The organism is Pectobacterium aquaticum (genome assembly GCF_003382565.3).
In the GTDB taxonomy this organism is placed as follows: Bacteria; Pseudomonadota; Gammaproteobacteria; order Enterobacterales; family Enterobacteriaceae; genus Pectobacterium; species Pectobacterium aquaticum.
On the sequence record NZ_CP086253.1, the window covers coordinates 1,323,380 to 1,348,626 of the forward strand.

General features: G+C 53.3%; 22 protein-coding genes. 14 read left to right on the plus strand and 8 right to left on the minus strand.

Features of this window, described 5'->3' with window-relative positions; all coding sequences use genetic code 11:
* Positions 1 to 33: 33 nt before the first annotated feature.
* The 3 genes from sseA to DMB82_RS06160 form a co-directional block, all read right to left on the minus strand.
* Positions 34 to 903: a 3-mercaptopyruvate sulfurtransferase gene (gene sseA / locus DMB82_RS06150; protein WP_116164613.1), complete on the minus strand. Its 870-nt coding sequence runs from the start codon at positions 901 to 903 to the stop codon at positions 34 to 36.
* Between the two features lie 103 nt (positions 904 to 1,006).
* A complete protein-coding gene (locus tag DMB82_RS06155) occupies positions 1,007 to 2,368 on the minus strand; it encodes a 6-phospho-alpha-glucosidase (protein WP_116164615.1) in 1,362 nt (453 codons plus the stop codon).
* A 13-nt stretch (positions 2,369 to 2,381) separates the two neighbouring features.
* The gene (locus DMB82_RS06160) at positions 2,382 to 3,962 is read right to left on the minus strand and encodes a PTS transporter subunit EIIC (protein ID WP_116164617.1); all 1,581 of its coding nucleotides are present in this window, start codon (positions 3,960 to 3,962) and stop codon (positions 2,382 to 2,384) included.
* Between the two features lie 359 nt (positions 3,963 to 4,321).
* On the opposite strand from DMB82_RS06160, the gene ndk reads away from it, so the two are divergent.
* The 11 genes from ndk (at position 4,322) to DMB82_RS06215 (ending at position 15,540) form a co-directional block, all read left to right on the plus strand.
* Complete coding sequence (ndk, locus tag DMB82_RS06165; RefSeq protein ID WP_014698955.1) at positions 4,322 to 4,750, plus strand: nucleoside-diphosphate kinase; 429 nt, start codon at positions 4,322 to 4,324, stop codon at positions 4,748 to 4,750.
* A gap of 241 nt (positions 4,751 to 4,991) precedes the next feature.
* Complete coding sequence (rlmN, locus tag DMB82_RS06170) at positions 4,992 to 6,248, plus strand: dual-specificity RNA methyltransferase RlmN (protein ID WP_228400052.1); 1,257 nt, start codon at positions 4,992 to 4,994, stop codon at positions 6,246 to 6,248.
* A gap of 231 nt (positions 6,249 to 6,479) precedes the next feature.
* A complete protein-coding gene (pilW, locus tag DMB82_RS06175; RefSeq protein WP_102119237.1) occupies positions 6,480 to 7,235 on the plus strand; it encodes a type IV pilus biogenesis/stability protein PilW in 756 nt (251 codons plus the stop codon).
* Entirely contained in the window at positions 7,225 to 8,208 is a 984-nt protein-coding gene (gene rodZ / locus DMB82_RS06180) for a cytoskeleton protein RodZ (protein WP_102119231.1), read from the plus strand. Before pilW ends, rodZ begins: the two co-directional genes overlap by 11 nt.
* Positions 8,209 to 8,248: 40 nt before the next feature.
* Positions 8,249 to 9,370 (plus strand): flavodoxin-dependent (E)-4-hydroxy-3-methylbut-2-enyl-diphosphate synthase, encoded by a 1,122-nt coding sequence (ispG, locus tag DMB82_RS06185; RefSeq protein ID WP_116164619.1) that lies wholly within the window; start codon positions 8,249 to 8,251, stop codon positions 9,368 to 9,370.
* A 137-nt stretch (positions 9,371 to 9,507) separates the two neighbouring features.
* Positions 9,508 to 10,782: a histidine--tRNA ligase gene (hisS, locus tag DMB82_RS06190; protein WP_116164621.1), complete on the plus strand. Its 1,275-nt coding sequence runs from the start codon at positions 9,508 to 9,510 to the stop codon at positions 10,780 to 10,782.
* Positions 10,783 to 10,795: 13 nt separating this feature from the next.
* On the plus strand, positions 10,796 to 11,416 hold the full coding sequence (locus DMB82_RS06195; protein WP_102119228.1) for a YfgM family protein: 621 nt from the start codon (positions 10,796 to 10,798) through the stop codon (positions 11,414 to 11,416).
* Between the two features lie 10 nt (positions 11,417 to 11,426).
* Entirely contained in the window at positions 11,427 to 12,608 is a 1,182-nt protein-coding gene (bamB, locus tag DMB82_RS06200) for an outer membrane protein assembly factor BamB (RefSeq protein ID WP_102119227.1), read from the plus strand.
* A gap of 143 nt (positions 12,609 to 12,751) precedes the next feature.
* Positions 12,752 to 14,239 (plus strand): ribosome biogenesis GTPase Der, encoded by a 1,488-nt coding sequence (gene der, locus DMB82_RS06205; RefSeq protein ID WP_102119226.1) that lies wholly within the window; start codon positions 12,752 to 12,754, stop codon positions 14,237 to 14,239.
* Positions 14,240 to 14,312: 73 nt separating this feature from the next.
* Entirely contained in the window at positions 14,313 to 15,272 is a 960-nt protein-coding gene (locus DMB82_RS06210) for an AEC family transporter (RefSeq protein ID WP_116156087.1), read from the plus strand.
* A gap of 43 nt (positions 15,273 to 15,315) precedes the next feature.
* A complete protein-coding gene (locus DMB82_RS06215; protein ID WP_102119224.1) occupies positions 15,316 to 15,540 on the plus strand; it encodes a zinc ribbon domain-containing protein in 225 nt (74 codons plus the stop codon).
* Between the two features lie 23 nt (positions 15,541 to 15,563).
* Here DMB82_RS06215 and DMB82_RS06220 read toward each other — a convergent pair whose 3' ends face one another.
* The 3 genes from DMB82_RS06220 to xseA all read right to left on the minus strand — a co-directional run bounded on the left by DMB82_RS06220 (position 15,564) and on the right by xseA (position 18,698).
* On the minus strand, positions 15,564 to 15,908 hold the full coding sequence (locus DMB82_RS06220; protein ID WP_102119223.1) for a protealysin inhibitor emfourin: 345 nt from the start codon (positions 15,906 to 15,908) through the stop codon (positions 15,564 to 15,566).
* Positions 15,905 to 16,948: a M4 family metallopeptidase gene (locus DMB82_RS06225; protein WP_116164623.1), complete on the minus strand. Its 1,044-nt coding sequence runs from the start codon at positions 16,946 to 16,948 to the stop codon at positions 15,905 to 15,907. Before DMB82_RS06225 ends, DMB82_RS06220 begins: the two co-directional genes overlap by 4 nt.
* A 355-nt stretch (positions 16,949 to 17,303) precedes the next feature.
* Positions 17,304 to 18,698 (minus strand): exodeoxyribonuclease VII large subunit, encoded by a 1,395-nt coding sequence (gene xseA / locus DMB82_RS06230; protein WP_102119221.1) that lies wholly within the window; start codon positions 18,696 to 18,698, stop codon positions 17,304 to 17,306.
* A gap of 171 nt (positions 18,699 to 18,869) precedes the next feature.
* On the opposite strand from xseA, the gene guaB reads away from it, so the two are divergent.
* The 3 genes from guaB (at position 18,870) to DMB82_RS06245 (ending at position 23,203) form a co-directional block, all read left to right on the plus strand.
* The gene (guaB, locus tag DMB82_RS06235; RefSeq protein ID WP_145962349.1) at positions 18,870 to 20,336 is read left to right on the plus strand and encodes an IMP dehydrogenase; all 1,467 of its coding nucleotides are present in this window, start codon (positions 18,870 to 18,872) and stop codon (positions 20,334 to 20,336) included.
* Positions 20,337 to 20,454: 118 nt separating this feature from the next.
* Complete coding sequence (gene guaA / locus DMB82_RS06240; protein WP_102119219.1) at positions 20,455 to 22,032, plus strand: glutamine-hydrolyzing GMP synthase; 1,578 nt, start codon at positions 20,455 to 20,457, stop codon at positions 22,030 to 22,032.
* A gap of 316 nt (positions 22,033 to 22,348) precedes the next feature.
* The gene (locus tag DMB82_RS06245) at positions 22,349 to 23,203 is read left to right on the plus strand and encodes a PA4780 family RIO1-like protein kinase (protein WP_102119218.1); all 855 of its coding nucleotides are present in this window, start codon (positions 22,349 to 22,351) and stop codon (positions 23,201 to 23,203) included.
* Between the two features lie 141 nt (positions 23,204 to 23,344).
* Here DMB82_RS06245 and DMB82_RS06250 read toward each other — a convergent pair whose 3' ends face one another.
* A complete protein-coding gene (locus DMB82_RS06250) occupies positions 23,345 to 24,223 on the minus strand; it encodes an aldo/keto reductase family oxidoreductase (RefSeq protein WP_102119217.1) in 879 nt (292 codons plus the stop codon).
* Between the two features lie 29 nt (positions 24,224 to 24,252).
* The gene (locus DMB82_RS06255; protein WP_228400053.1) at positions 24,253 to 25,119 is read right to left on the minus strand and encodes an NADP-dependent oxidoreductase; all 867 of its coding nucleotides are present in this window, start codon (positions 25,117 to 25,119) and stop codon (positions 24,253 to 24,255) included.
* Between the last annotated feature and the right edge of the window lie 128 nt (positions 25,120 to 25,247).

Here is a 25,247-nt window from a genome sequence, read left to right on the forward strand (position 1 = left end):
CCTGACCAACAGGCGGCAAAACACCGAGCGGGATTAATCACGCGCAATAGGGACATCATCGCGGCTACCCCAATCGCTCCACGAACCATCGTACAGCGTCACATTCGGGACATTTAACTGCGTCAGCGCCAGTACGATGACAGAGGCCGTGACGCCGGAGCCGCAGCTGGCGACGATGGGACGAGTGAAATCCACGCCGTGCTTATGAAGAATGGTTGCCAGTTCTGCATTGGGTTTTAGCGCACCATGGCTCACTAAATCGGTCCACGGCACGTTCAGGCTGTTGGGAATATGGCCGCGATGCAGGCCGGGGCGTGGCTCATCCACTTCAGCATTAAAACGCGGAGCGGGGCGGGCATCGACAATCTGTTCTGATTTATCCCGACAGATGGAAAGCACGTCATCGCGTGAGCGAATGGCGTTTTCATCCAGTGTAGCGTGGAACGTGGTTGGCTTTGGTGTCACATCGCCCTGTTCCAGCGGTAGGTTCTGTGCTGTCCAGCCCGCTAGACCCCCGCTCAGGATTGAAAGGGATGTCGCACCGAAGGTGTGCAGCATCCACCACGCACGCGGCGCGGAGAAGAGGTTGCCTTCATCGTAAATCACCAAATGCTGCTGGTTATCGATCCCCAATTTGCCCATTGCGTGTGCGAAGTCTTCGCGCGTTGGCATCATATGTGGCAGGTCGGTGCTGTGATCGGATAGCGTTTCAATATCAAAAAAAACCGCGCCAGGCAGATGACCGGCGCGGTATTCAGCATGAATATCACGGGTGGCGTTGCCCGGAGGCAACATGCGGGCATCGATGAGCGTGATGCTGCTGTCATTCAGGTGGCTGGCAAGCCAGTCTGCGGAGACAAACCGTTCATGAGAAACGGGCAAATCAGAAGACGATGCTGACATAGATCCTCCACGTTGGGGCCGACGAATTCGACCCCGAATCTATCATTGATATGCAATGATAGATTCATTGTCAGCGATTTTCCCTCATCCGACAAGTCGCAGATTATTGGGCGATACCGTCTCTATATGCTTGTTTTAATTGCGGCCAGTAATCCTGATTGGCTTCAATCATCTCGTCCAGAATGGCTTTGGCGTGCTGCATGGTTGGCACGGTACGGTTCAGGGTAAATGCCTGCAAGGCCTTCTCGTAGCTGCCTTCCAGCGTGGCTTCAACCAGCAACTGTTCCGATGCCAACTGCTGCTCCAGCAAGGCGCGATGGAACTGCGGAACATTCCCCATTCGCACCGGCTCTGGCCCTTGTGCGGTGATATAAGCGGGCACTTCTACCATCGCATCGTAAGGCAGATTGGCGATAGCGCCTTGGTTTTCGACGATCACCAGATGGCGCTGGCGGAGATCGAACGCCAGCGAGCAGGCGACATCAACGATGAACGAACCGTGCACGCCAACGTGGAACGCATCCGACAGAATACCGGTTTCCTTGTAGCTGGCCGCTGCGGCAAACAGCTTCTTCTCACGCCCGTCCATCACTTCATTGGCGCGCGTGTAGTCAGGATCCTGATGCTCCACGATCTGATTCGGCATCAGGTAGTACTGCAAATACGGATTCGGCACGAATTCCGGGAAATGATCCATGATTGGTTTGATATTGCGCCAAGTTTTCACCCATGACGGATCGGCGTGCTGCGGATCGGTATCGGCGGCATCGGCGGTCAACAGGCCGTAGCGGGCGATATGCTGGCGCAGTTCCGGCATACGATCGACACCGTCGACCAGCACGCGGGTAAACCAGCCAAAGTGATTCAGCCCGAAATAGTCCACGGTGATGTCGTGACGATCGACGCCCAGCACGGCGGCGATATTACGCATCGCAGCAACCGGCATGTCGCAGATATTCAGCACGCGGGCGTTAGGACGCAGACGACGAACGCCTTCGGCAACAATCGCGGCAGGGTTGGAGTAATTGACGATCCACGCCTCTTTATGCGCATAGCGCTCAACCAGATCGATCAATTCGGCCATTGGCAGAATAGTACGCAGGCCGTAGGCCAGCCCGCCGGGGCCACAGGTTTCCTGCCCGACGACGCCGTGGCGTAATGGGATTTTTTCATCCTGCTCGCGCATTTTGTACTGGCCGACGCGCATCTGGGCAAAGACAAAGTGGGCGCCGCTAAACGCGGTCTCCGCGTCGGTTGTGACGGTAAAGACGATGCTGTCACTGTGGTCGCGAATCACCTTTTCCACCACCGGCGCGATGATGTCCTGCCGCGGGCCATCGATGTCATACAAACGAATCTCTGCCAGCGGGAAATCCGCGAGACGTACCATCAGACTCTTTACGATGCCTGGGGTATAGGTGCTGCCGCCACCGGCAATCGTCAGAATAAATGGGGGTTTCGTCATGGTGAGTCTCCTGTTAAAGCGCGTTTTCAACTGCTTCGCGTATCGTTTTGACGTGAAGTCCGTAAACCACCTGTACGTTGTTACCCTGTCGGATAACGGCTTTCGCACCGGTGTTCTTAAGCTGTTGTTCGTCTACCAAAGCGGGGTCGATGAGCGTGACCCGCAGGCGGGTGTAGCAGTTATCCACCACCTCGATATTAGGTTTGCCACCCAACCCGGCGATGATGGTGGCACCAACAAGTTGGGCATCGCCTTTCACCGCATCCTGCGTTTTTGTCGGATTCTCTGTCTTGGACTGATATTCGGTTTTGGAATAAAGCCGCGTCTCTTCCTCATCGATTTCACGCCCTGGTGTTGGCATGTCGAAGTACAGAATCAGGAAGCGGAAGACGAAGAAGTAAATCACCGACATAGTCAGCCCAACCACGATGTACATCGGCCAGTTGGATTTCTCGATGCCCAGCGGCAGGTTATAAAGCAAGAAGTCGATGACGCCGTTGGCACCAATCGCATGCACACCCATGATGGAGAACAGCATCATCCCTATGCCGGTGAGTACGGCGTGGGCGGCAAACAGCATCGGAGCGACGAACAGGAAGGAAAACTCCAGCGGTTCGGTGACGCCCAGTAAGAAAGAGGTAAAAGCGGCCGGAATCAGAATGGCTTTGGCGGCCAGCCGTTTTTCTGGCTTCGCTGTCACGTACATCGCCAACGCAGCAGCTGTCAGACCAAACATTTTACTGATACCGCGCGCATCCCAGACCACGGTAGAACTCAGCTGTTTGACGTCCTGACAGGCCATTTCAGCAAAATAGATGTTGCGTGCGCCCTGATACAGCTTGCCGCACACCTCTGCGGTTCCGCCCAGTTCGGTGTACAGGAACGGGGTATAGACCAGATGATGCAGCCCGGTGGGGATCAGCACGCGTTCGAGAAAGCCATATATCGCGATGCCAACAGGGCCAGCGCCTTTGATAGCGAAGGCTAGCCAGGTAATGCCGTGCTGAGCAAACGGCCACAGGGTGCTCATCGCAAAGCCCAGCGCAATCGCCAGCGGAATCACCAGAATGGCGACGAAGCAGTGGCCGGAATAGATCGCCATCACGCCGTTAAACTGTTTACTGGAATAGCGGTTATACAGATAGCCTGCGAATCCACCGATCAGGATACCAGCGAAAACGCCCATTTCGAGCACCTGAACGCCCAGCACCATGCCTTGCCCGGCGGGACGCATTTCTGCGGCAGGCACGAGCTTGCCCTGTAATTGCAGCGTGATGTTCATGGCATTAATGAAGATGATAAACATCACCAGACCAATCAGCGCAGCGTAGCCCTTATCGCGTTTCGCCAGCCCGATCGGGATCCCGACGGCGAACACCAGCGCCAAATTAGCCAGAATCGCCACGGCAGATTTGGAAACCAGTTGACCAAAATCCTGAATCAAGGGGTGATTAAGTAAAGGGACGTAGCCCGCTAAATTGCCGTTACCGAACACATTCCCAAATGCGATGAATAACCCGACAATCGGGAGTATCAGCACCGGCCCATACAGGGACTTGCCGAAATTTTGCAATGCATTGACCGCTCTTTTCATTATCAGCCCTCTTACTGGCCATTATGGTGGGTACAGCAGCAAGGCTAGCAGTGAATGACAAAGAGATTCCAGTTATCTTATTGTTTTAAAAACAAATAACCTATAACGTTACAAGTAACCTTCAGAACTGTGATCGCCGATGATTTGTTACATTCCGTACTGGGCGGTGGGAAACGAAAAAGCACGAGGCGTAATCGTTAATGAAGAGAGGGTGAGAGGTAATATTTTTTTTAATAAAATGTTATCTCCTTGGTAGGCAACAAAGGCCGCTACCCCTATAATTTGCGCCACTTTCACTGGCCGGGTATACAATTCTTATAATCCGGCTGTAATCTGACAGTTTAGTTAATGAGGTCAATATGACGATAGAACGTACCTTCTCCATCGTAAAACCTAATGCGGTTGCTAAAAATGCCATCGGTGCGATTTACGCACGCTTTGAAAGCGCAGGTTTTACCATTGTTGCCGCTAAAATGCTGCGTCTGAGCCGTGAGCAAGCGGAAGGTTTTTACGCTGAGCATAAAGGCAAGCCGTTCTTTGATGGCCTGGTCGAATTCATGATGTCTGGCCCGATCATGGTGCAGGCGCTGGAAGGTGAAAACGCTGTTCAACGTAACCGCGACATTATGGGTGCCACCAACCCGGCAAACGCACTGGCGGGAACGCTGCGTGCTGATTACGCGGACAGCTTCACGGCGAACGCGGTACACGGTTCTGACTCTATCGAATCTGCTCAGCGTGAAATTGCTTATTTCTTCAGCGATGACGAAATTTGCCCGCGCGCGTAATGTTGCGTGTGATAAACAGGTTAGCGCGTGTGATGTTGCTTCTTTTTCGTTGCGTTAGTGTGCAGTGTCGACGTAATGACACAGAAAAAAAGCGGTGATGGTAGCTTACCTGTTTTAAACTTTGTACAATGCTGCGCCCCAGATGAGCCTGCACTTATCCGGGGCGTTTCTTTGGTCATTACCATCGAATTCAACCTTCTTTTTAGCGCCATAACGTGTAATAACGAGGCCAGGATTGACAATGTCTAAGCAAATCGCGTCTGAAACCGTCTTGTCTGAAACGACGGCATCTAACACCACCGCATCTAACACTACCGTATCCGAGCAAACCGTGTCTGAATTCTCTCCGGCGTCCGCTGATGTCTCTCAATCCGTCAAAGTCAGTGCGGAAAAAATCAACCTGTTGGATCTTAACCGCCAGCAAATGCGTGACCTCTTCATGTCGATGGGAGAGAAACCGTTCCGCGCCGATCAGGTCATGAAGTGGATTTATCACTACTGCTGTGATGACTTCAACCAGATGACGGATATTAACAAAGTCTTCCGCAGCAAATTGCAGGAGATCGCTGAAATTCGCGCCCCTGAAGTAGTGGACGAGCAGCGCTCTTCCGACGGCACCATCAAGTGGGCGATTCTGGTGGGCGGTCAACGGGTTGAAACGGTTTATATTCCAGAAGAAGATCGCGCCACGCTGTGTGTATCGTCTCAGGTAGGCTGTGCGCTGGAGTGCAAATTCTGTTCAACGGCGCAGCAGGGCTTTAACCGTAACCTGCGCGTATCGGAAATCATCGGTCAGGTGTGGCGTGCGGCGAAGATCATCGGTGCGTTTAAAGTTACTGGTCAGCGCCCGATTACCAACGTCGTGATGATGGGCATGGGTGAACCGCTGCTGAACCTGACTAACGTGGTGCCAGCGATGGAAATCATGCTGGATGACTTCGGCTTTGGTTTATCTAAGCGCCGTGTGACGCTGTCCACGTCAGGCGTGGTGCCTGCGTTGGATAAACTGGGCGATATGATCGATGTTGCGCTGGCGATTTCTCTGCATGCGCCGACTGACGACATCCGCAACGACATCATGCCGATCAACAAAAAGTACAATATCGAGACGTTTCTGAGCGCGGTACGTCGCTATCTGGAAAAATCCAATGCGAATCAGGGACGTGTTACCGTTGAGTATGTGATGTTGGATCATATCAATGACGGCACCGAACACGCGCATCAACTGGCGGAATGCCTGAAAGATACGCCGTGCAAGATCAACCTGATTCCGTGGAACCCGTTCCCTGGCGCGCCGTATGGCCGCAGCTCAAACAGCCGCGTTGACCGTTTCTCCAAGGTACTGATGGAATATGGCTTCACGACGATCGTACGTAAGACTCGTGGGGATGACATTGATGCTGCCTGCGGTCAGTTGGCGGGTGAAGTCGTAGACAGAACCAAACGTACACTGAAGAAGAAAATGGCCGGTGAACCTATCGCGGTGAAAGCGGTCTGATAACAAATGGGCGCGGGTTAACGTGGAAGCGCTAACCCGACGTCGTCCGCTGAGCTAATTTGCAGGGCAAAAGTAAGCAAATTGCGAGGCGCGCCGCGTTGTTGTCAGGTCTGACTGCCACCCTGTTCATATTCAGGTAACCTCGCTGGTCAGGATGTCTGGCAAAGACGACAAGGCGAGGGCGCAGGGATGGCAAAGCCACTATCACAGGGCTTTTCTTTATTGCAGGGAATGTTTTTATCACAGGGAACGCATTGGCTGAGTAGCCTGTTCGCGGTGCTGTTGCTGGTGGGGTGTGTGAAATCGCCTCAGGAGACGACAAATCCGGCGGTCGCCCAAACCCGCTTGCAGTTGGGGTTGACCTATCTGGCGCGCAATAATCTGGATTCGGCTCGGCAGAATCTTGAGAAGGCGGTAGCGATTGCTCCGCAGGATTATCGAACACAATTGGGGATGGCGCTTTACGAGCAACGGATAGGTGAAAACCGTCTGGCTGAACAGCGTTATCAGCATGTGTTGAACATGGCGCCGGAAAATGGCAGCGTCATGAATAATTACGGTGCGTTTCTGTGTAGTTTAGGGCAGTATGTAGCGGCTCAGCGACAGTTTAGTGCGGCTGCACAACTTCCTGATTACAGTCAGGTTGCTGATGCGTTGGAAAATGCGGGATACTGCTTTTTCAATGCCGGACAGACTGAAGACGCGCGCAATTTATTGAGTCGGGCGCTGAAGTATGACCCGACGAAAGGCAGTGCCTTGCTGGCGGAAGCAAACCAACAGTTTGCTTCCGGGAAAAATGAGCAAGCGCGGCTGCTGCTTGATGTTTATCAGCATAGTCTTCCGGCCAGTGCCGAAAGCTTATGGTTACAGATTCGTTTCGCCGCGTTAGCGGGCCATGATGGCGATAAAGAACGTTATGGCAACGTGCTGGCGCGAAGTTTTCCACAATCTAAACAGTACCAGCATTTCTTAGCTAATGAATACTGAAGCCACCCAAGATAAAACAGAAGCAAAACTACCCGGCGAACGTCTGCGTGAGGCGCGTGAACGCCTTGGGCTCACTCAGCAAGCGATTGCTGAGCGTTTGTGCCTTAAAATCACCACCGTTCGCGATATTGAAGACGGTACGACGCCTGCCGATTTAGCGCCGACCTTTCTGCGCGGCTATATCCGCTCTTATGCCAGGCTGGTTCATTTACCCGAAGATGAACTGCTTCCCATCGTGGATAAGCAGACCATCCCTAAAACGATCTCCGTCTCGCCGATGCAGAGTTTTTCGCTGAAAAAAAGCCGCAAAAAGCGTGATGGCTGGTTGATGACAATCACCTGGCTGGTCGTACTGGTTGTTCTGGGGCTAACGGGCGCATGGTGGTGGCAAAACCATCAGGCTCAGCAGGCGGAAATCAACAGTATGGTCGATCACGCCAGTTCGATGCAGGCACAGACGGAAGGGCAGTCCGTTCCACTGGTGGACAACAGCGTAGCGCAGGAAACGGCGGCGACGGACTCTGCAGCGGCATCTTCTACGCCAGTTGATCTTTCTGCTACTGCCGCGGCGACACCTTCAATGCCTGCTTCTGCAACTGCACCGTCCAGCCAATCTTCTTCACACGCGAACGCCGCACAGCCACAGGCTGCGGGCAATGTTCTATTGGGTGCTGGGGCCATTGCACCCGCTGCGGGTACGGTAGCGCAAAGCAATCTGGTCTCTGCGCCTCATGCTGTGGTGATGACTTTCACGGCCGATTGCTGGCTGGAAGTGACGGATGCCAGCGGTAAGAAGCTGTTCAGCGGTATGCAGCGTAATGGCGGTACACTGAATCTGGATGGTCAGTCACCCTATAAACTTAAAATTGGTGCGCCTGCTGCGGTACAGATTCAATTTCAAGGTAAGCCAGTCGATTTAAGCCAATTTGTGCGTAGCAGTCAGGTTGCACGTCTGACGCTGACCGCAGAATAACGTGTTGTTCAGGTAAGACTGCAATGTTGGAGATGAAGTAATGCATAACGCTGCACCCATAACCCGCCGAAAATCAACACGGATTTACGTCGGCAAGGTGCCTGTTGGTGATGGTGCGCCGATTGCGGTGCAATCCATGACCAACACCCGAACCACCGACGTTGAGGCTACCGTTAACCAAATCAGAGCGTTGGAACGTGTTGGCGTCGATATCGTCCGCGTTTCTGTGCCAACCATGGACGCGGCTGAAGCTTTTAAGCTTATCAAACAGCAGGTGAATGTCCCGCTCGTCGCCGACATCCACTTTGACTACCGTATCGCGCTGAAAGTTGCGGAGTACGGCGTCGACTGTCTGCGCATCAACCCCGGCAATATTGGTAACGAAGAGCGCATTCGCTCGGTTGTCGACTGTGCGCGTGACAATAATATCCCGATCCGCATTGGTGTTAACGGTGGCTCGTTGGAAAAAGATTTGCAGGAAAAATACGGTGAGCCTACGCCGGAAGCGCTGCTGGAATCGGCAATGCGCCATGTCGATATTCTTGATCGCCTGAACTTCGATCAGTTTAAAGTCAGCGTCAAAGCGTCGGATGTTTTTCTCGCGGTGCAATCCTATCGTCTGCTTGCTGCGCGTATCGATCAACCGTTGCACCTCGGCATCACCGAAGCGGGTGGCGCACGTAGCGGTGCGGTGAAGTCGGCTATCGGCCTCGGTCTGCTGCTGTCTGAAGGTATTGGCGACACGCTGCGCATCTCGCTGGCGGCCGATCCGGTTGAAGAAGTGAAAGTTGGCTTCGATATCCTGAAGTCACTGCGCATTCGTGCGCGCGGAATCAACTTCATTGCTTGCCCGACCTGCTCTCGCCAGGAATTTGACGTGATCGGTACGGTGAACGCACTGGAGCAAAGACTCGAAGATCTTATCACGCCGATGGATGTCTCAATTATTGGCTGCGTGGTGAATGGCCCCGGTGAAGCGCTGGTGTCGACCATTGGCGTCACGGGTGGACACAATAAGAGCGGCTTCTATGAAGACGGCGTGCGGCAGAGAGAGCGCTTCGATAACGAACAGATGATCGATCAGTTAGAAGCCAAGATCCGCGCGAAAGCCTCCATGATGGACGAAAATCAGCGTATTACCGTCAATCTGGTAGATAAGTAACTCTGACGGCGTGACGGTCTGCCGTCACCCGCCTAATTCACGATTCCTGAACCCGATGGGGAGGCCCCGCATTGAAGATGCGACGACAATCCCTCTATAATCGGGTTTATTTTTTGAAAAACGCATAGAGAACTGACGTGGCAAAAAATATTCAAGCCATCCGTGGCATGAACGATTACCTGCCAGCCGAAACGGCATTGTGGCAGCGTATTGAAAACAGCCTGAAACAGGTGCTCAGCGGCTATGGCTACAGCGAAATCCGCACCCCGATTGTTGAGCAGACATCGCTGTTTAAACGCGCTATTGGTGAAGTAACCGATGTCGTCGAAAAAGAGATGTATACCTTTGACGATCGCAATGGCGAGAGTTTGACGCTGCGCCCTGAAAATACCGCATCTTGTGTTCGCGCCGGTATTGAGCACGGTATTCTCTATAATCAGGAACAGCGGCTGTGGTATGTCGGCCCAATGTTCCGCTACGAGCGTCCGCAGAAAGGGCGCTATCGTCAGTTCCATCAGTTGGGCTGTGAAGTGTTTGGTCTGCAAGGGCCGGATATTGATGCCGAACTGATCCTGATGACGGCCCGCTGGTGGCGTGTGCTGGGCATCGCCGATCATGTGAAGCTGGAACTGAACTCGATCGGTTCATTAGACGCGCGTGCGCGCTATCGCGAAGCGCTGGTGGCGTTCCTCGAACAGCATAAAGATCAGCTGGATGAAGACTGCCTGCGTCGGATGTACACCAACCCGCTGCGCGTTCTGGATACGAAAAATCCGCAGATTCAGGTGTTGCTGAATGACGCCCCGGTGCTGACGGACTACCTGGATGACGAATCGCGTGCACACTTTGAAGCGCTGGGTGAACTTTTAACGCAGTCCGGTATCCCATATACCGTTAATCCACGTCTGGTTCGCGGTTTGGATTACTATAACCGCACCGTATTTGAGTGGGTAACGACCAGTCTGGGCGCGCAGGGCACGGTCTGTGCCGGTGGGCGTTATGATGGTATGGTGGAACAACTGGGCGGGCACGCGACGCCAGCGGTTGGTTTTGCAATGGGTCTGGAGCGTCTGGTTCTGCTGGTGCAGTCTGTGAACCCGGATTTCAAAGCACAGCCGAATGTGGATGTTTATCTGATTTCTTCCGGTACAGGAACGCAGGTTGCGGCAATGCAGCTGGCGGAGAAATTACGTGACGCGCTGCCGCAGTTGAAACTGATGACCAACTACGGTGGTGGCAACTTTAAGAAGCAATTCGCCCGTGCTGATAAATGGGGCGCACGCGTTGCATTAGTATTAGGCGAAAATGAAGTGGCGGCTGGTCAGGTTGTGGTTAAAAACTTGAGCAATGGCGAGCAGGATACATTGGCACAGGCCGACGTCGCATCGCGGCTGGCAACGTTACTGGATTGAGGAGAGAGACACCGTGGAAGTCTATACCACAGAGAATGAACAGGTTGATGCACTACGTCGTTTCCTCGCGGAGAACGGAAAGGCGTTAGTTGTCGGTGTTGTGCTGGGCGTTGGCGCACTGGTTGGCTGGCGTTTCTGGCAAAGCCATCAAAATGACAGCGTGATGGCGGCATCGGCATCTTATCAGCAGGTGACGGAGCAATTGGCCGAAGGCAAAGTTGAAGCGATTGCTTCAACTGAGAAATTTACGGCTGAGAATAAAAACGCCTATGGTGCGCTGGCTTCTCTGGAACTGGCTCGTCATTATGTTGATCAGAAAGATTATGCTAAAGCAGCACAGCAGTTGGTACAGGCGCAGTCGCAGACTAAAGATGCCGACCTGCTGGCCGTGGTGAATCTGCGTCTGGCGCGGGTTCAGCTACAGGAAAACAAAGCGGATGACGCGCTAAAAACATTGGATGCCATCAAACTGGAAGGCTGGGCGTCACAGGTTGCGGAAGTGCGTGGTGATGTCCTCGTGAGCAAAGGGGATAAGCAGGCTGCGCGCGATGCCTACAACAAAGGGTTGTCTTCCAATCCATCGCAGGCACAGCAAGCGTTACTGCGTATGAAACTGAATAACCTGTCCAGCTAAGAGGAATTCCATGCAATTGCGTAAAACACTTTTGGTAGGACTGGTTTCTGTTGCCCTGCTGAGCGGATGCTCGCTGTTTAACAGCGAAGAAGATGTTGTCACTATGTCTCCACTGCCGCAGGTGGAAAACCAGTTCACGCCAACCAAGGTGTGGAACAGCTCGGTTGGGAGCGGGATTGGTGAGTTTTATTCCAATCTTCGCCCCGCATGGCAGGATAATCGCGTTTTTGCTGCCGATCGTCGTGGCACCGTGAAAGCGATGGATCTGAGTGACGGCAAAGAGATTTGGCGCGCGGATCTGTCAGAGAAGACCAATTTCTTCTCCCGCAATAATCCAGCGCTGCTGTCTGGCGGCGTAACGGTTTCTGGTAACCATGTCTATGTCGGAAGCGAAAGAGCGCAGGTTTATGCGCTGAATGCGGAAGATGGTACGCCAGTATGGCAGACCAAAGTGGCTGGCGAAGCGTTGTCTCGCCCTGTCGTCAGCGACGGTGTCGTGCTGATTCACACCAGCAACGGCATGTTGCAGGCATTGAATGAAGCAGATGGCGCAATCAAGTGGAGCGTCAACTTAGATATGCCGACGCTGTCTCTGCGCGGCGAATCTGCACCGATAACCGCATTTGGTGCGGCGATTGTGGGGGGGGATAACGGTCGTGTAAACGCCGTGATGATCAATCAGGGCCAGCTCATTTGGCAACAGCGTATTTCACAGCCGAGTGGCGCAACCGAAATCGATCGTCTGAACGATGTCGACACGACGCCAGTTGTCGCGGGCGAAGTGGTTTACGCGCTGGGTTACAATGGCAACATGACCGCGCTGGATCTGCGTTCTGGTCAGGTTCTGTGGAAGCGTGAACTGGGTTCAGTGCATGATTTCATCATTGATGGTGACCGCATCTATCTGGTCGATCAGGACGATCGCGTTGTTGCATTGAATACCAACGGCGGCGTGAGCCTGTGGCGTCAAAGCGATCTGTTGCACCGCAACTTAACGGCTCCAGTGCTGTATAATGGTTATCTGGTTGTCGGCGATACCGAAGGGTATCTGCACTGGTTGAATACGGCGGATGGTCGCTTTGTGGTGCAGCAAAAAGTGGATAGCTCGGGCTTCCTGAGCAAGCCTGTGGTTGCCAGCGATAAACTGCTGATTCAGGCGAAAAACGGTGATGTCTACGCGTTCACTCGTTAAATAACCCGTATTGATTTGGAGCACAGCGTTTTGGGGTGTGCTCGTATAACGGCTCCTGACATTATCAGGGGCCGTTTCGTCTTTTTATCGTCAGCGAGTATTTCGCTGTAACGTATTGAAATATAAGTAATGAGGTTGTAACAATGATACCTGTCGTCGCGCTGGTCGGGCGCCCGAATGTGGGGAAATCCACGCTATTTAACCGCTTAACGCGCACTCGTGATGCATTAGTGGCGGATTTTCCAGGGCTGACTCGTGACCGCAAGTATGGTCGTGCAGAAGTGGAAGGGCATGAGTTTATTATCGTCGATACCGGTGGCATCGACGGAACAGAAGACGGTGTGGAAACACGTATGGCGGGTCAATCGCTGGTCGCGATTGAAGAAGCGGATATCGTGCTGTTCATGGTGGATGCTCGCGCGGGGTTGATGCCTGCGGATGAAGGCATTGCCAAGCATTTGCGCAGCCGTAAAAAAACCACGGTGCTGGTCGCCAATAAAACCGATGGCCTTGACCCAGATACGGTTACGGCGGATTTCTACTCGCTCGGAATGGGCGAAGTGTACGCGATCGCGGCGTCTCATGGCCGTGGCGTGACGTCACTGCTGGAAACGGTTTTGCTGCCGTTCGTCCAGGATGAAATAGAAGAGCCGGTTGAGTTAACCGAAGAAGAAGAGAACGCGGCTTACTGGGCTGCTTTAGAAGCGGAAGATAAGGCCAGCGCAGAAGAAGCAGAAGACGATTTCAACCCTGAAGATTTGCCGATCAAACTGGCGATTGTCGGGCGTCCGAATGTGGGCAAATCCACGCTGACTAACCGTATTCTGGGTGAAGAGCGCGTGGTGGTGTATGACATGCCGGGTACGACGCGTGACAGTATCTACATCCCGATGGTGCGTGACGAACGTGAATACGTTCTGATTGATACTGCCGGGGTACGTAAACGCGGTAAAGTAACGGAAACGGTAGAAAAATTCTCCGTGATCAAGACGTTGCAGGCGATTGAAGATGCCAACGTAGTGCTGCTGGTTATTGATGCGCGCGAAGGCATTTCCGATCAGGATCTCTCGCTGTTGGGCTTTATCCTCAATAGTGGGCGCTCACTGGTGATTGTGGTGAACAAGTGGGATGGCATGTCGCAGGAAGCGCGTGAGCAGGTGAAAGAGACGCTGGATCTGCGCCTCGGCTTTATCGATTTTGCCCGCATTCACTTTATTTCTGCGCTACACGGTAGCGGCGTGGGTAACCTGTTTGAGTCGGTCACCGAAGCCTATTCGTGCGCGACTCGTCGCGTCAGTACGGCGATGTTGACCCGTATCATGCAAATGGCATCAGACGATCACCAGCCGCCGCTGGTGCGCGGTCGCCGCGTGAAGCTGAAATATGCGCACGCCGGTGGTTATAACCCGCCGATTGTGGTGATCCACGGGAATCAGGTGAAAGACCTGCCGGATTCCTACAAGCGCTACCTGATGAACTACTATCGTCGTTCGCTGGAAGTGATGGGCACGCCGATTCGTATTCAGTTTAAAGAAGGGGAAAATCCCTTTGCGGACAAGCGCAACACGCTGACGCCAAACCAGCTACGCAAGCGTAAGCGGCTGATGTCGCATCTTAAAAAAAGTAAGTGATTTATTAACGGGGCGAATAGCGATATTCGCCCCGTTTTATCAGAAAAGAAACCAATAATAACCAAGGAAAGCCATGTCTTGGGAAACCTGGAGTTTTGCGTTCAACGTCACGATGCCCAATTTGCTGATGTTGTTTATGGGTATCGCATTGCGCAAACTCAATCTGCTAAATGATGCGTTTTGTGATACGGCAATGCGGGTGGTGTTCAACGTTTCTCTTCCCTGTCTGCTGTTTTTTAGTGTTGCCAGTAATCAACAGTCTTTTGTAAGCCAGTGGCCGCTGGTGGTTTATGGCACAGTCGGAACATTGGCAACATTTCTGCTTCTGGAGCTTGCGGCGACGAGGCTAGTTAAGGATCCGAAAGAACGTGGCATCTTCGTACAAGGCGGGTTCCGGTCGAATACTGGCGTGATGGGGCTGGCTTTTGCCATGAGTGCCTATGGCGATGAAGGCATTGCTATCGGCTCGTTGTATTTGATGGTGACGGTCATTATGTTTAACGCGCTGTCTGTCATTACGCTGACGCGCAGCTTGCAGCGGCAATCGCCCGAACAGAAGATTCCGGTAAGCCAACTGCTGCGGGGGATTGTGACAAACCCGCTGATTATTGGTCTACTTCTGGGGGCTGCCTATGGACAAAGCCAACTGCCGATGCCGGGCGTGATTAAACAAACGGGCGGTTTTATTTCCGCCATGGCGCTGCCGCTGGCGTTACTCTGTGCTGGTGCCAGTCTGGAATGGCGTAGTATGTTCCGTTCGTCCAATGTTGCCGTGCTTTCTTCTGTGGCGAAGGTATTCGTTGTGCCTGGGTTACTCACGCTGGGCGGATGGCTTGTTGGTTTCCGCGGTGTTGAGCTGGGAATCATTTTTCTGTTTTCTTCAACGCCCACCGCAGCTGGCAGCTATGCGATGACGCGGGCGATGGGCGGAAACGCGACGCTTGCGGCTAATATCATTGGGCTGACAACGGTAGGGGCCTTCTTTATGATTGCGCTGGGGCTCTACTTTTTACGTTCACTGGGCGTGATTTAGCGTCTGACCATCATGCGTTATTGGTAGCAACATGGAGGAAAAAATGGATGCGCTTTGTCCTGGCTGTCACCACGTGATGCTGTGGCAGCCTGATGGTTCGTTTTTATGTGAGGACTGCCAATTACATTATCTGCGTGAGGCTGTTTGCCCTGAATGTAAGCACTCGCTACAGGAACTGAAAGCCTGCGGTGCGGTGGATTATTTTTGCCAGCAGCACGGGATGATTTCCAAACGGCGAGTCGTGTTCAGCTACGCACCTGTCGATTAAATCCATTATTACTTAATCAATGGTTACTCCTGTACGCCATTGCGCCACAGCTCAGTTAGCTCCGGTGGCGCACGGTCTTCGGGGATCAGCAGGATGACATCGGTATAGTGATTCTGTTGCGGTTGGCTGTAGCTGATGTGGATACGGTAATAGAATTGGTCGCCGTGCCCTGGGCCGTCGGGTTCGCCGGGTTCGCGAGCCTGAGGAAAGGCATGACGGATCGCGTTACAAACCCGCTCCCGTTCGGATGGCGGTACGCTGGCGAGCGCGAAGCGTCGCGGCCCCGCCAGCTTTGGGATAAAGGCAAATCCCCCTTCACGCGCCAGCTCAATGATGGCATCGTCGTTGAGTGCCGGCAGCGTTTTCATAAGAACGCCTGCCGGATCTCTACCCCGACTGTTTCCCACGACTGCCGGACGATATCGGCAACGGTGTGGTTAAAACGTTTAGCGGCATGTTGAAGGGTGTAGCGTGCGAAAATTTCGAAATCCGCATTTTGCGGCAGCGTTTTATCACACAGCGTGTCGTACCAGATGCGACCCGCTTTTTCCCATGAATAGCCGCCCAATGCGATGGCTGTCAGATAGAATGCTCGGTTGGGGATGCCTGAATTCAAGTGTACGCCGCCGTTGTCTTCGCGCGTGTTCACATACTCGTTCATGTGATAGGGCTGGGGGTCGATACCGAGCAACTCATCGTCATACGCCGTGCCCGGATGTGACATCGACCGCAGCCCCATGCCGTGAATACCGTCAGCCAGAAGCTCGGCACCGATAAGCCAATCGGCCTGCTCTGTGGTTTGCCCCAAATGATACTGCTTGACCATGGAGCCAAAGACATCGGACAGCGATTCATTGAGCGCACCGGACTGGCGGAAATAGATCAGCCCCGCTTCGTTTTCGGTGATGCCGTGAGTGAGTTCATGTGCGACCACATCAAGCGCAATCGTGAAGCGATTAAAGATTTTGCCGTCGCCATCTCCAAACACCATCTGCTGCCCGTTCCAGAAGGCATTCTGGTAATCCTGACCGTAATGGACTGTGCCAGCCAGCGGCAGCCCTTCGGCGTCCAGTGAGTTACGTTGAAAAATCTTCCAGAAGAAGTCGTAAGTGACGCCTAGGTAGCTGTAGGCCTCATCGACGGCGATATCGCCGTTGCTGGGTTGACCTTCAGCGCGCACCAGCTTGCCGGGCAATTGTTGTTGCTGTTCGGCATCATGAATGCTGCGATTTGCCTGCCCGGCGGGTAATTTCTCATGGGGTTCCGGGCGCGGATGGTGGCTGACCATTAATGACTGAACGTGCATCAGCGTCTGTTGCGCGCAGTGGCGCTGTTCGTCTGTGCCGTTTGCGATAATGCGATGCAAAATGTAAGGGGGGATCACGCTACAAATCGGTCTGGACTTCATACCTCATCTCCTTGAAAACGCTCATCAGGGGTAACACAGACGATCAACAAAGCTCACTGTTTTTTATCCACTTCCTTTCACCACGTGGAGGCTGATAACCCATGCAGTGAAAACGGTGAATGTATACCCTAAATAATTCGAGTTGCAGGAAGGCGGCGACGCAGGGAGTCCCCGGGAGCTTACATCAGTAAGTGACTGGGGTGAGCGAGGAAAGCCAACGCACATGCAGCTTGAAGTATAACGGGTATTAAGTTAGTGAGCTGGGAATGAGTATAGTTCAGATGCCGGGGGTAAGAATGGGGGAACGCTGTTTTTTTAGGACCAATCCCCATTCACGTATTTTATGCTGTTCGCGTTATTTTGGCGTCGGGGATGAGGATTTTCGCCGCTTTTTCGCGGATTCTGGATTCGGAGCTCGCGTCGTGACCTGGCTTTCTACCCAGCCGTCCTGCAAACGGGTTTTCAGCGTTTCGCCGAGGGAAATTTGCGCAACGTTTTTCAGCACTTTACCATCCGGGGCGGTGGTGATGTTATAGCCACGTGCCAGCGTCGCCAGCGGGCTAACGCCTTCCAGCCGCGAACAGGCGATGCCTAGCTTTTGCTTGTTCTGATTCAACTGACGTTCTACAGCGCTTTGCATCTGATAGCTAAGCTGCTGCAAACGCTGCTGCGCACGATGAATGCGGGTTTGCGGCTGCTGTTGCATCAGACGCTGTTGTAAGCGTTCACTTCGGCGCGAGGTCTGCCGAAGCTGCTGCTGCATGGCGTCATCCAGCCGTTGGCGCAGTTTAACCAGCTGTGCCTGCTGGCGCGCCAGTCGCAGCTGCGGATGTTGCTGCTGCAAACGGTGGTGCAGACGGGTAAAGTCCCGATTGCGCTGGGCAAGGTAATAATCCATCGCCATTTCCAGACGCTGGCGCTGGGACTGTATCTGGCGCAATAGCTCCAGTTGGTTACGACTCACTAACTCGGCAGCGGCCGACGGCGTGGGGGCACGCAGGTCACCGACGAAATCGGCGATGGTGACATCGGTTTCATGGCCGACGGCGCTGACGATAGGAATGCGGCTGGCGAAGATAGCGCGGGCGACCCGTTCGTCATTAAAGCTCCACAGATCTTCCAGCGAACCGCCGCCGCGCCCGACGATTAATACGTCACACTCATCCCGCTGGTTAGCCAGTTCGATGGCGCGAACAATCTGTAGCGGTGCTTCTGCGCCTTGCACCGACGTGGGGTATACGATCACCGGCAGCGACGGATCGCGGCGCTGCAACACCTGCAGAATATCGTGCAGGGCGGCACCGCTGGCTGACGTAATCACACCGACTTGTTTGGCGGGAGAGGGCAGAACCTGCTTAAACTGTTGGTCGAACAGCCCTTCGGCGGCGAGACGCTGCTTGAGCTGCTCAAACTGCTGCTGTAGCAGGCCATCGCCAGCGGGCTGCATGCTTTCTGCTAGTAGCTGATAGTCGCCGCGGGGTTCATATAGCGTGATGCTCGCCCGAATCAGCACTTGCTGACCGTTTTGCGGGCGGAACGTCACTTTGCGGTTGCTGGTGCGGAACATCGCACAGCGCACCTGCGCACGTTCGTCTTTTAGCGTGAAATACCAGTGGCCGGATGAGGGCTGAGAGAGGTTGGAGATTTCGCCGGAGAGCCAAATCTGGCCCATTTCCATTTCCAACAGTTGTCTAACCGTCTGATTCAGGCGGCTAACGGTAAAAATTGCAGAGGAGGGAAATTGAGACATTGTGAGCCAGATCAAATTTTAAAACAGTCACTTAATTGATCGATACTACCTACCTGAAACAGGTAATCAAGCATTTTAGTAAAATAATGCTGGAGGCAACCGATTACGCTCTGTATAATGCCACGGCAATATTTTATCTATTCTTACATCCACCTTGGTGAGATATTGCCCATGCTACGTATCGCTAAAGAAGCACTGACGTTTGATGACGTCCTCCTGGTTCCTGCTCATTCTACTGTTCTGCCTAACACTGCCGATCTGTCCACGCAGTTGACGAAAAACATCCGCCTGAATATTCCTATGCTGTCCGCAGCGATGGATACCGTTACCGAATCCGGCCTGGCTATTGCGCTGGCGCAGGAAGGCGGTCTGGGCTTTATTCACAAAAATATGTCCATTGAGCGTCAGGCTGAAGAAGTTAGCCGCGTGAAAAAACACGAAAGCGGCGTGGTGGTTGATCCACAAACCGTGACGCCAGAAACCACTCTGCGTGAAATGAAAGCGCTGACCGAGCGCAACGGCTTCGCTGGCTATCCTGTTGTGGCAAAAGACAACGAACTGGTCGGTATCATCACCGGTCGTGACGTGCGTTTTGTTACCGATTTGGAAAAACCGGTTAGCGCATTCATGACGCCAAAAGAACGTCTGGTCACGGTCAAAGAAGGCGAAGCGCGTGATGTCGTGCTGCAAAAAATGCACGAAAAACGCGTTGAAAAAGCGCTGGTGATTGATGACCAATTCCACCTGATCGGTATGATCACGGTAAAAGATTTCCAGAAAGCAGAACGTAAACCGAACGCGTGTAAAGACGCACACGGTCGTCTGCGCGTAGGCGCGGCAGTTGGCGCAGGTGCAGGTAATGAAGAGCGTGTTGATGCCCTGGTTGCTGCGGGTGTTGACGTTCTGCTGATCGACTCCTCACACGGCCATTCCGAAGGCGTATTGCAGCGCATTCGTGAAACACGTGCTAAATACCCGAACCTCGACATCATCGGCGGCAATGTGGCAACGGGCGCAGGTGCAAAAGCGCTGGTTGAAGCGGGTGTTAGTGCAGTGAAAGTGGGTATCGGCCCTGGCTCTATCTGTACGACCCGTATCGTGACGGGCGTGGGTGTACCGCAGATTACGGCTATCTCTGATGCGGTTGAAGCGCTGGAAGGCACAGGAATTCCTGTCATTGCCGATGGCGGTATCCGCTTCTCCGGCGACATCGCTAAAGCCATCGCAGCAGGCGCGGCGTGTGTCATGGTCGGTTCGATGCTGGCGGGTACGGAAGAATCCCCAGGTGAAATCGAACTGTATCAAGGCCGTTCATTCAAATCTTATCGTGGTATGGGTTCACTGGGCGCAATGTCCAAAGGCTCATCAGACCGTTACTTCCAGACCGATAATGCCGCCGACAAACTGGTGCCGGAAGGTATCGAAGGCCGCGTAGCCTATAAAGGCCGCCTGAAAGAGATCGTTCACCAGCAGATGGGCGGCTTGCGCTCCTGTATGGGCCTGACCGGTTGCGCGACTATCGATGCACTGCGCACGCAGGCTGAGTTTGTACGCATCAGCGGTGCTGGCATTCAGGAAAGTCACGTTCACGACGTTACCATTACTAAAGAGTCACCGAACTACCGTATGGGTTCATAAGGTGATTTAACGCAATAAACCCTGTACTATTTCGCGCCGCTCTGCCTTTACATAAGGCTGGGCGGTTAGCTGGGTTTACTTTTCGCTTTTGTCTTTTGCTTTTTGGAACATGCTCCTCATGACTCAAAACATTCATCAACACCGCATTCTTATTCTGGATTTCGGCTCACAGTACACGCAACTGGTTGCACGTCGCGTGCGTGAACTGGGCGTTTATTGTGAACTGTGGGCATGGGATGTCACGGAAGCACAGATTCGTGGGTTTAATCCGAACGGGATCATCCTGTCCGGCGGCCCAGAAAGCACCACCGAGTTTGGCAGCCCGCGTGCGCCAGAATACGTTTTTAATGCTGGCGTACCGGTATTAGGTGTGTGCTATGGCATGCAGACGATGGCGATGCAGTTGGGGGGCCACGTTGAGGGTTCCAACGAGCGTGAGTTTGGTTATGCGCAGGTAGAAGTGAAAACGGATAGCGCGCTGGTGCGTGATATTCAGGATGCGTTGAGCGCCGCTGGCGCACCGCTGCTGGATGTCTGGATGAGCCACGGCGACAAAGTAACGGCGATCCCAGAAGGGTTTGAAACCGTTGCCAGCACCGATACCTGCCCGTTTGCCATCATGGCGAACGAAGAGAAACGTTTTTACGGCGTGCAGTTCCACCCAGAAGTGACGCACACCCGTCAGGGCCAGCGCATGCTGGAGCGTTTTGTTCTTGATATCTGCCAGTGTGAAGCGCTGTGGACGCCAGCCAAGATTATCGACGATGCGGTGAACCGTATTCGTGAGCAGGTAGGCAACGATCACGTGATTCTGGGTCTGTCTGGCGGCGTGGATTCTTCCGTTACTGCGATGCTGCTGCACCGTGCGATTGGCGATCGTCTGACCTGCGTGTTTGTCGATAACGGCCTGCTGCGCCTGAACGAAGCCGATCAGGTGCTGGAAATGTTCGGCGATCAGTTTGGTCTGAACATTGTTCACGTGGCGGCGGAAGAGCGCTTCCTGAGCGAACTGGCGGGTGAAGATGAGCCGGAAGCCAAGCGTAAAATCATTGGTCGCGTGTTCGTTGAAGTGTTCGATGAAGAAGCCAGCAAGCAAGAACAAGTGAAATGGCTGGCGCAAGGCACCATCTATCCAGACGTGATCGAATCCGCGGCGTCTGCCACTGGCAAAGCCCACGTGATCAAGTCACACCACAACGTGGGTGGCCTGCCGAAAGAGATGAAGCTGGGTCTGGTTGAGCCGCTGAAAGAGCTGTTCAAAGACGAAGTACGCAAGATCGGTCTGGAACTGGGTCTGCCGTACAACATGCTGTACCGTCATCCGTTCCCGGGCCCAGGTCTGGGCGTGCGCGTGCTGGGTGAAGTGAAGAAAGAATACTGCGACCTGCTGCGTCGTGCGGATGCGATCTTCATCGAAGAGCTGCACAAAGCCGATCTGTACAACAAGGTCAGCCAGGCATTCACCGTCTTCCTGCCGGTTCGTTCCGTGGGCGTGATGGGCGATGGCCGTAAATACGATTGGGTTGTCGCGCTGCGCGCGGTAGAAACCATCGACTTTATGACCGCGCACTGGGCACACCTGCCATACGACTTCTTAGGCCGCGTCTCCAACCGCATCATCAACGAAGTCGACGGCATCTCCCGCGTCGTTTATGACGTATCGGGTAAGCCACCGGCCACGATTGAATGGGAATGATCTCGCGTCCGTAATAGCCGGCACTGACAGGCATTAAACATAGCTAAGCCCGCGTAATTTCGGGCTTTTTTTATGTTTGGTAATGATTGGCAAATTTTGGCATCACCAAGCACCACGTTTGTATGGCATGGTAGAGGGTACGACCTAATCCGAGCGGCTGAATGAAGCAAAGAACGTGATCGAAGCGGGGAAGGGATCAGCAAAATCCGGTGATTATTGGTAAGATTAAAATCTTTCTTCAGACTCTGCCATTTTTTCCAGTATCACGATCTTTGTTATTGATACGAAAAGCGACTGAAATAAGGTATAAAGCCGCATGAAAATCCCAAGCAGACTCCAACCTCTGGTCGACGATGGTCTGATCGACGTTGTGCTCCAACGCCTGAAAAGCGGCAAGGAAGCGGATGTTTACACTGTTTTATGTGGTGACAACATTCAGTGTGCCAAAGTTTACAAAGAAGCAATGCAACGTAGCTTTAAACAGGCAGTGCAGTACCAGGAAGGGCGTAAATTCCGTAATACGCGTAATGCCCGTGCAATGCAAAAAAACTCAAAATTTGGACGCAAGCAACAAGAAGAATCCTGGCAAACGGCGGAAGTCGATGCATTGTTCCGTCTTGCTAATGCCGGTGTTCGCGTACCACAACCCTATATTTGCATTGGTGGTGTGTTATTGATGGAGCTGGTCACTGATGGTGAAGGCGCTGTTGCTCCACGCCTTAGCGATGTGGCTCTGACGGAAGAAAGCGCAATTGCTGATTTCGATACCATGATCCGCAATATCGTTCGCATGTTGTGTGCAGGCATTGTACATGGTGATTTATCGGAGTTTAACGTGCTGCTTGATGCGCAAGGACCGGTAATTATCGATTTGCCACAAGCAGTGGACGCCGCCGCCAACAACCTTGCTGAATCAATGTTTGCACGTGATGTTAATAACATCACCGCTTACTACGGTCAGTTCGCGCCACAATTATTGCAAACACGGTATGCTAAAGAAATCTGGATGTTATATGAAGACGGAAAATTAACACCAGAAACAGCGCTAACCGGTCTCTTCGTCGAAACGACGCATGAAGTGGATATGGGTTCAGTGATTGATGAAATCATTGCAGCTGAAGATGAGTTCTACGAACGTCAGCGGGCAAGAAAGGAACGCGCTGATGAATAATTGTTGGAGCAACATAAGTCGTTGATGGCATTTTCAGGGATACAGTGAAAACTGAATTCGGGTTATCCACCTAACGCCATTTATAGCCCATTTTGAATGGCGGCGGTTTCTTACTAAAGACACCCGCCACCTAAGATGCAATTAATCTACCTGTTGCGAAATACGATTAAGCTTAGCGATCTGCTCGCGTGACAATACGAGGTCTGCTGCCGCAAAATTCTCTCGGAGGTGTGTCGCAGATGATGTTCCAGCGATGACCAAAATGTTAGGAGAGCGCTGCAGTAGCCATGCTAATGCAACCTGCTTTGGTGTCGCTCCGGCTTCGTTAGCCACTTGCGAAAGGATCGACGATTGCAGCGGCGAAAACCCACCCAGTGGGAAGAAGGGAACATAGGCCACCCCTTGTGCTGCCAGAGCATCAATGAATTCATCGTCGTCACGCTTGACCAAATTATATTGATTCTGAACACACACGATTGTCGTTATCGACTTGGCTTCGGCGAATTGCGTGGGTGAGACATTACTCAGGCCAATGTGACGAATCAGGCCTTGGCGCTGAAATTCAACAAGCGTTTCCACTGATTCGGCTACCGATCGATCGTCCGGCCCTTGTACGCCGCCCAGTCGCAGATTGACAACATCGAGCGTTTCCAGACCGAGGCTGGTGAGATTCTCATACACGGCACGTTTGAGCCCATTCGGCGTAAGATCGGGTACCCAAGATGCATTGCCACCACGCACGAAACCGACTTTGGTAACGATCGTCAGGCCACCGGAATAAGGTGACAACGCTTCGTGGATGAGTTGGTTGGAGACGCTCGGACCATAGAATTCGGCTGTGTCGATGTGATTGGCACCCAGAGCGATCACTTCGCGCAGTACTGCCAGAGCGGCGTCCTTGTCGCGTGGTGGACCCCAGACGTGCGGGCCGGGTAATTGCATGGTGCCATAGCCCATTCGCTTCAGATTCAACGATGTGCCGATAGGGGTAAACGTGCCACCAAGGTGAGATGTGTTCATGAAGTTATCCTAATGTGCGTTGGTGAGTTTTATTGTGAAAGAACGATGATCTTGCCCCGTGCGTGACCGTAGATCTGGCGATCCCAGGCTTCGTCAAAGCGATCGAAGGGAACGGCACGGTCAATGATCACTTTCAAGTTTCGGTTAGCGATCGTTGTGACGAGATCGTCTAGGCGATCGGCGAAGGGCTTGGCGTAGAAGATACTGGCTGTTACTCCATGTGCCCGTGCCTCTTCCTCGTTGGGCGGCATGACAGTGGAAACAAGACGGCCTCCCGTGCGGAGGACTTTGTAGGATCGGCTTTGAGTCTCGCCGCCTACGAGGTCGAGAACCATATCGACATTTGTTGCTAGGCTGGTGAAGTCCTGCGAGCGATAATCAATGACCTCGTCGGCTCCCAGACCTAGAGCAAGAGTAAGGCCACTGCCAGACGCGGTCGCAATGACGTGCGCTCCAGCCATGTGGGCGAACTGGACAGCAAAGCTGCCAACGCCGCCTGCGCCAGCATGGATCAGTACCGTCTCACGAGCTGTCAACTTGCCACAGGAGAATAGGGCGTGCCATGCGGTGCTCCCAGCCGTCGGAATCGCACAGCCCTGCGCGGCCGATAGGTTTTCTGGTAGCGGCACGCATGCGCTGGCGGGCGCGACCGCAAAATCGGCAAGACCGCCTCCTGAACCAGCATCAACCCAGGCAATCACTCTGTCGCCGATGTTCCATTGTGTAACATCAGCTCCTACGCACTCAATCGTCCCAGCGAAATCTGTACCGAGCGTGATGGGTATAGTGATATCGAAGAACTGGCGGGCAACCCCTGACGCCACGAGTATATCAAGAGGATTGACGGCAGTTGCCTCCACACGCACAAGCACGTCGTTTTGACCGATATCAGGCATGGGGATGTCTTCTCTGCGAGGCGCTTCTGTGAAACTGTGAATGCGTATGGCTTTCATATGCGATTTCCAACGTTGGGAAAAGGAGGTATCGGTGATATATTTGCGCACCGAGTGCAAGTAAATATATT

Coding starts and splice junctions, on each gene's coding strand:
- DMB82_RS06215 (WP_102119224.1), top strand. CDS start 15,316: ATGGATGCGCTTTGTCCTGGCTGTCACCACGTGATGCTGTGGCAGCCT.
- DMB82_RS06155 (WP_116164615.1), bottom strand. CDS start 2,368: ATGACGAAACCCCCATTTATTCTGACGATTGCCGGTGGCGGCAGCACC.
- ispG (WP_116164619.1), top strand. CDS start 8,249: ATGCATAACGCTGCACCCATAACCCGCCGAAAATCAACACGGATTTAC.
- DMB82_RS06250 (WP_102119217.1), bottom strand. CDS start 24,223: ATGAACACATCTCACCTTGGTGGCACGTTTACCCCTATCGGCACATCG.
- guaA (WP_102119219.1), top strand. CDS start 20,455: ATGACTCAAAACATTCATCAACACCGCATTCTTATTCTGGATTTCGGC.
- sseA (WP_116164613.1), bottom strand. CDS start 903: ATGTCAGCATCGTCTTCTGATTTGCCCGTTTCTCATGAACGGTTTGTC.
- DMB82_RS06160 (WP_116164617.1), bottom strand. CDS start 3,962: ATGAAAAGAGCGGTCAATGCATTGCAAAATTTCGGCAAGTCCCTGTAT.
- der (WP_102119226.1), top strand. CDS start 12,752: ATGATACCTGTCGTCGCGCTGGTCGGGCGCCCGAATGTGGGGAAATCC.
- DMB82_RS06225 (WP_116164623.1), bottom strand. CDS start 16,948: ATGAAGTCCAGACCGATTTGTAGCGTGATCCCCCCTTACATTTTGCAT.
- rlmN (WP_228400052.1), top strand. CDS start 4,992: ATGTCTAAGCAAATCGCGTCTGAAACCGTCTTGTCTGAAACGACGGCA.
- pilW (WP_102119237.1), top strand. CDS start 6,480: ATGTTTTTATCACAGGGAACGCATTGGCTGAGTAGCCTGTTCGCGGTG.
- DMB82_RS06255 (WP_228400053.1), bottom strand. CDS start 25,119: ATGCCTGATATCGGTCAAAACGACGTGCTTGTGCGTGTGGAGGCAACT.
- DMB82_RS06245 (WP_102119218.1), top strand. CDS start 22,349: ATGAAAATCCCAAGCAGACTCCAACCTCTGGTCGACGATGGTCTGATC.
- guaB (WP_145962349.1), top strand. CDS start 18,870: ATGCTACGTATCGCTAAAGAAGCACTGACGTTTGATGACGTCCTCCTG.
- bamB (WP_102119227.1), top strand. CDS start 11,427: ATGCAATTGCGTAAAACACTTTTGGTAGGACTGGTTTCTGTTGCCCTG.
- ndk (WP_014698955.1), top strand. CDS start 4,322: ATGACGATAGAACGTACCTTCTCCATCGTAAAACCTAATGCGGTTGCT.
- rodZ (WP_102119231.1), top strand. CDS start 7,225: ATGAATACTGAAGCCACCCAAGATAAAACAGAAGCAAAACTACCCGGC.
- DMB82_RS06210 (WP_116156087.1), top strand. CDS start 14,313: ATGTCTTGGGAAACCTGGAGTTTTGCGTTCAACGTCACGATGCCCAAT.
- DMB82_RS06220 (WP_102119223.1), bottom strand. CDS start 15,908: ATGAAAACGCTGCCGGCACTCAACGACGATGCCATCATTGAGCTGGCG.
- xseA (WP_102119221.1), bottom strand. CDS start 18,698: ATGTCTCAATTTCCCTCCTCTGCAATTTTTACCGTTAGCCGCCTGAAT.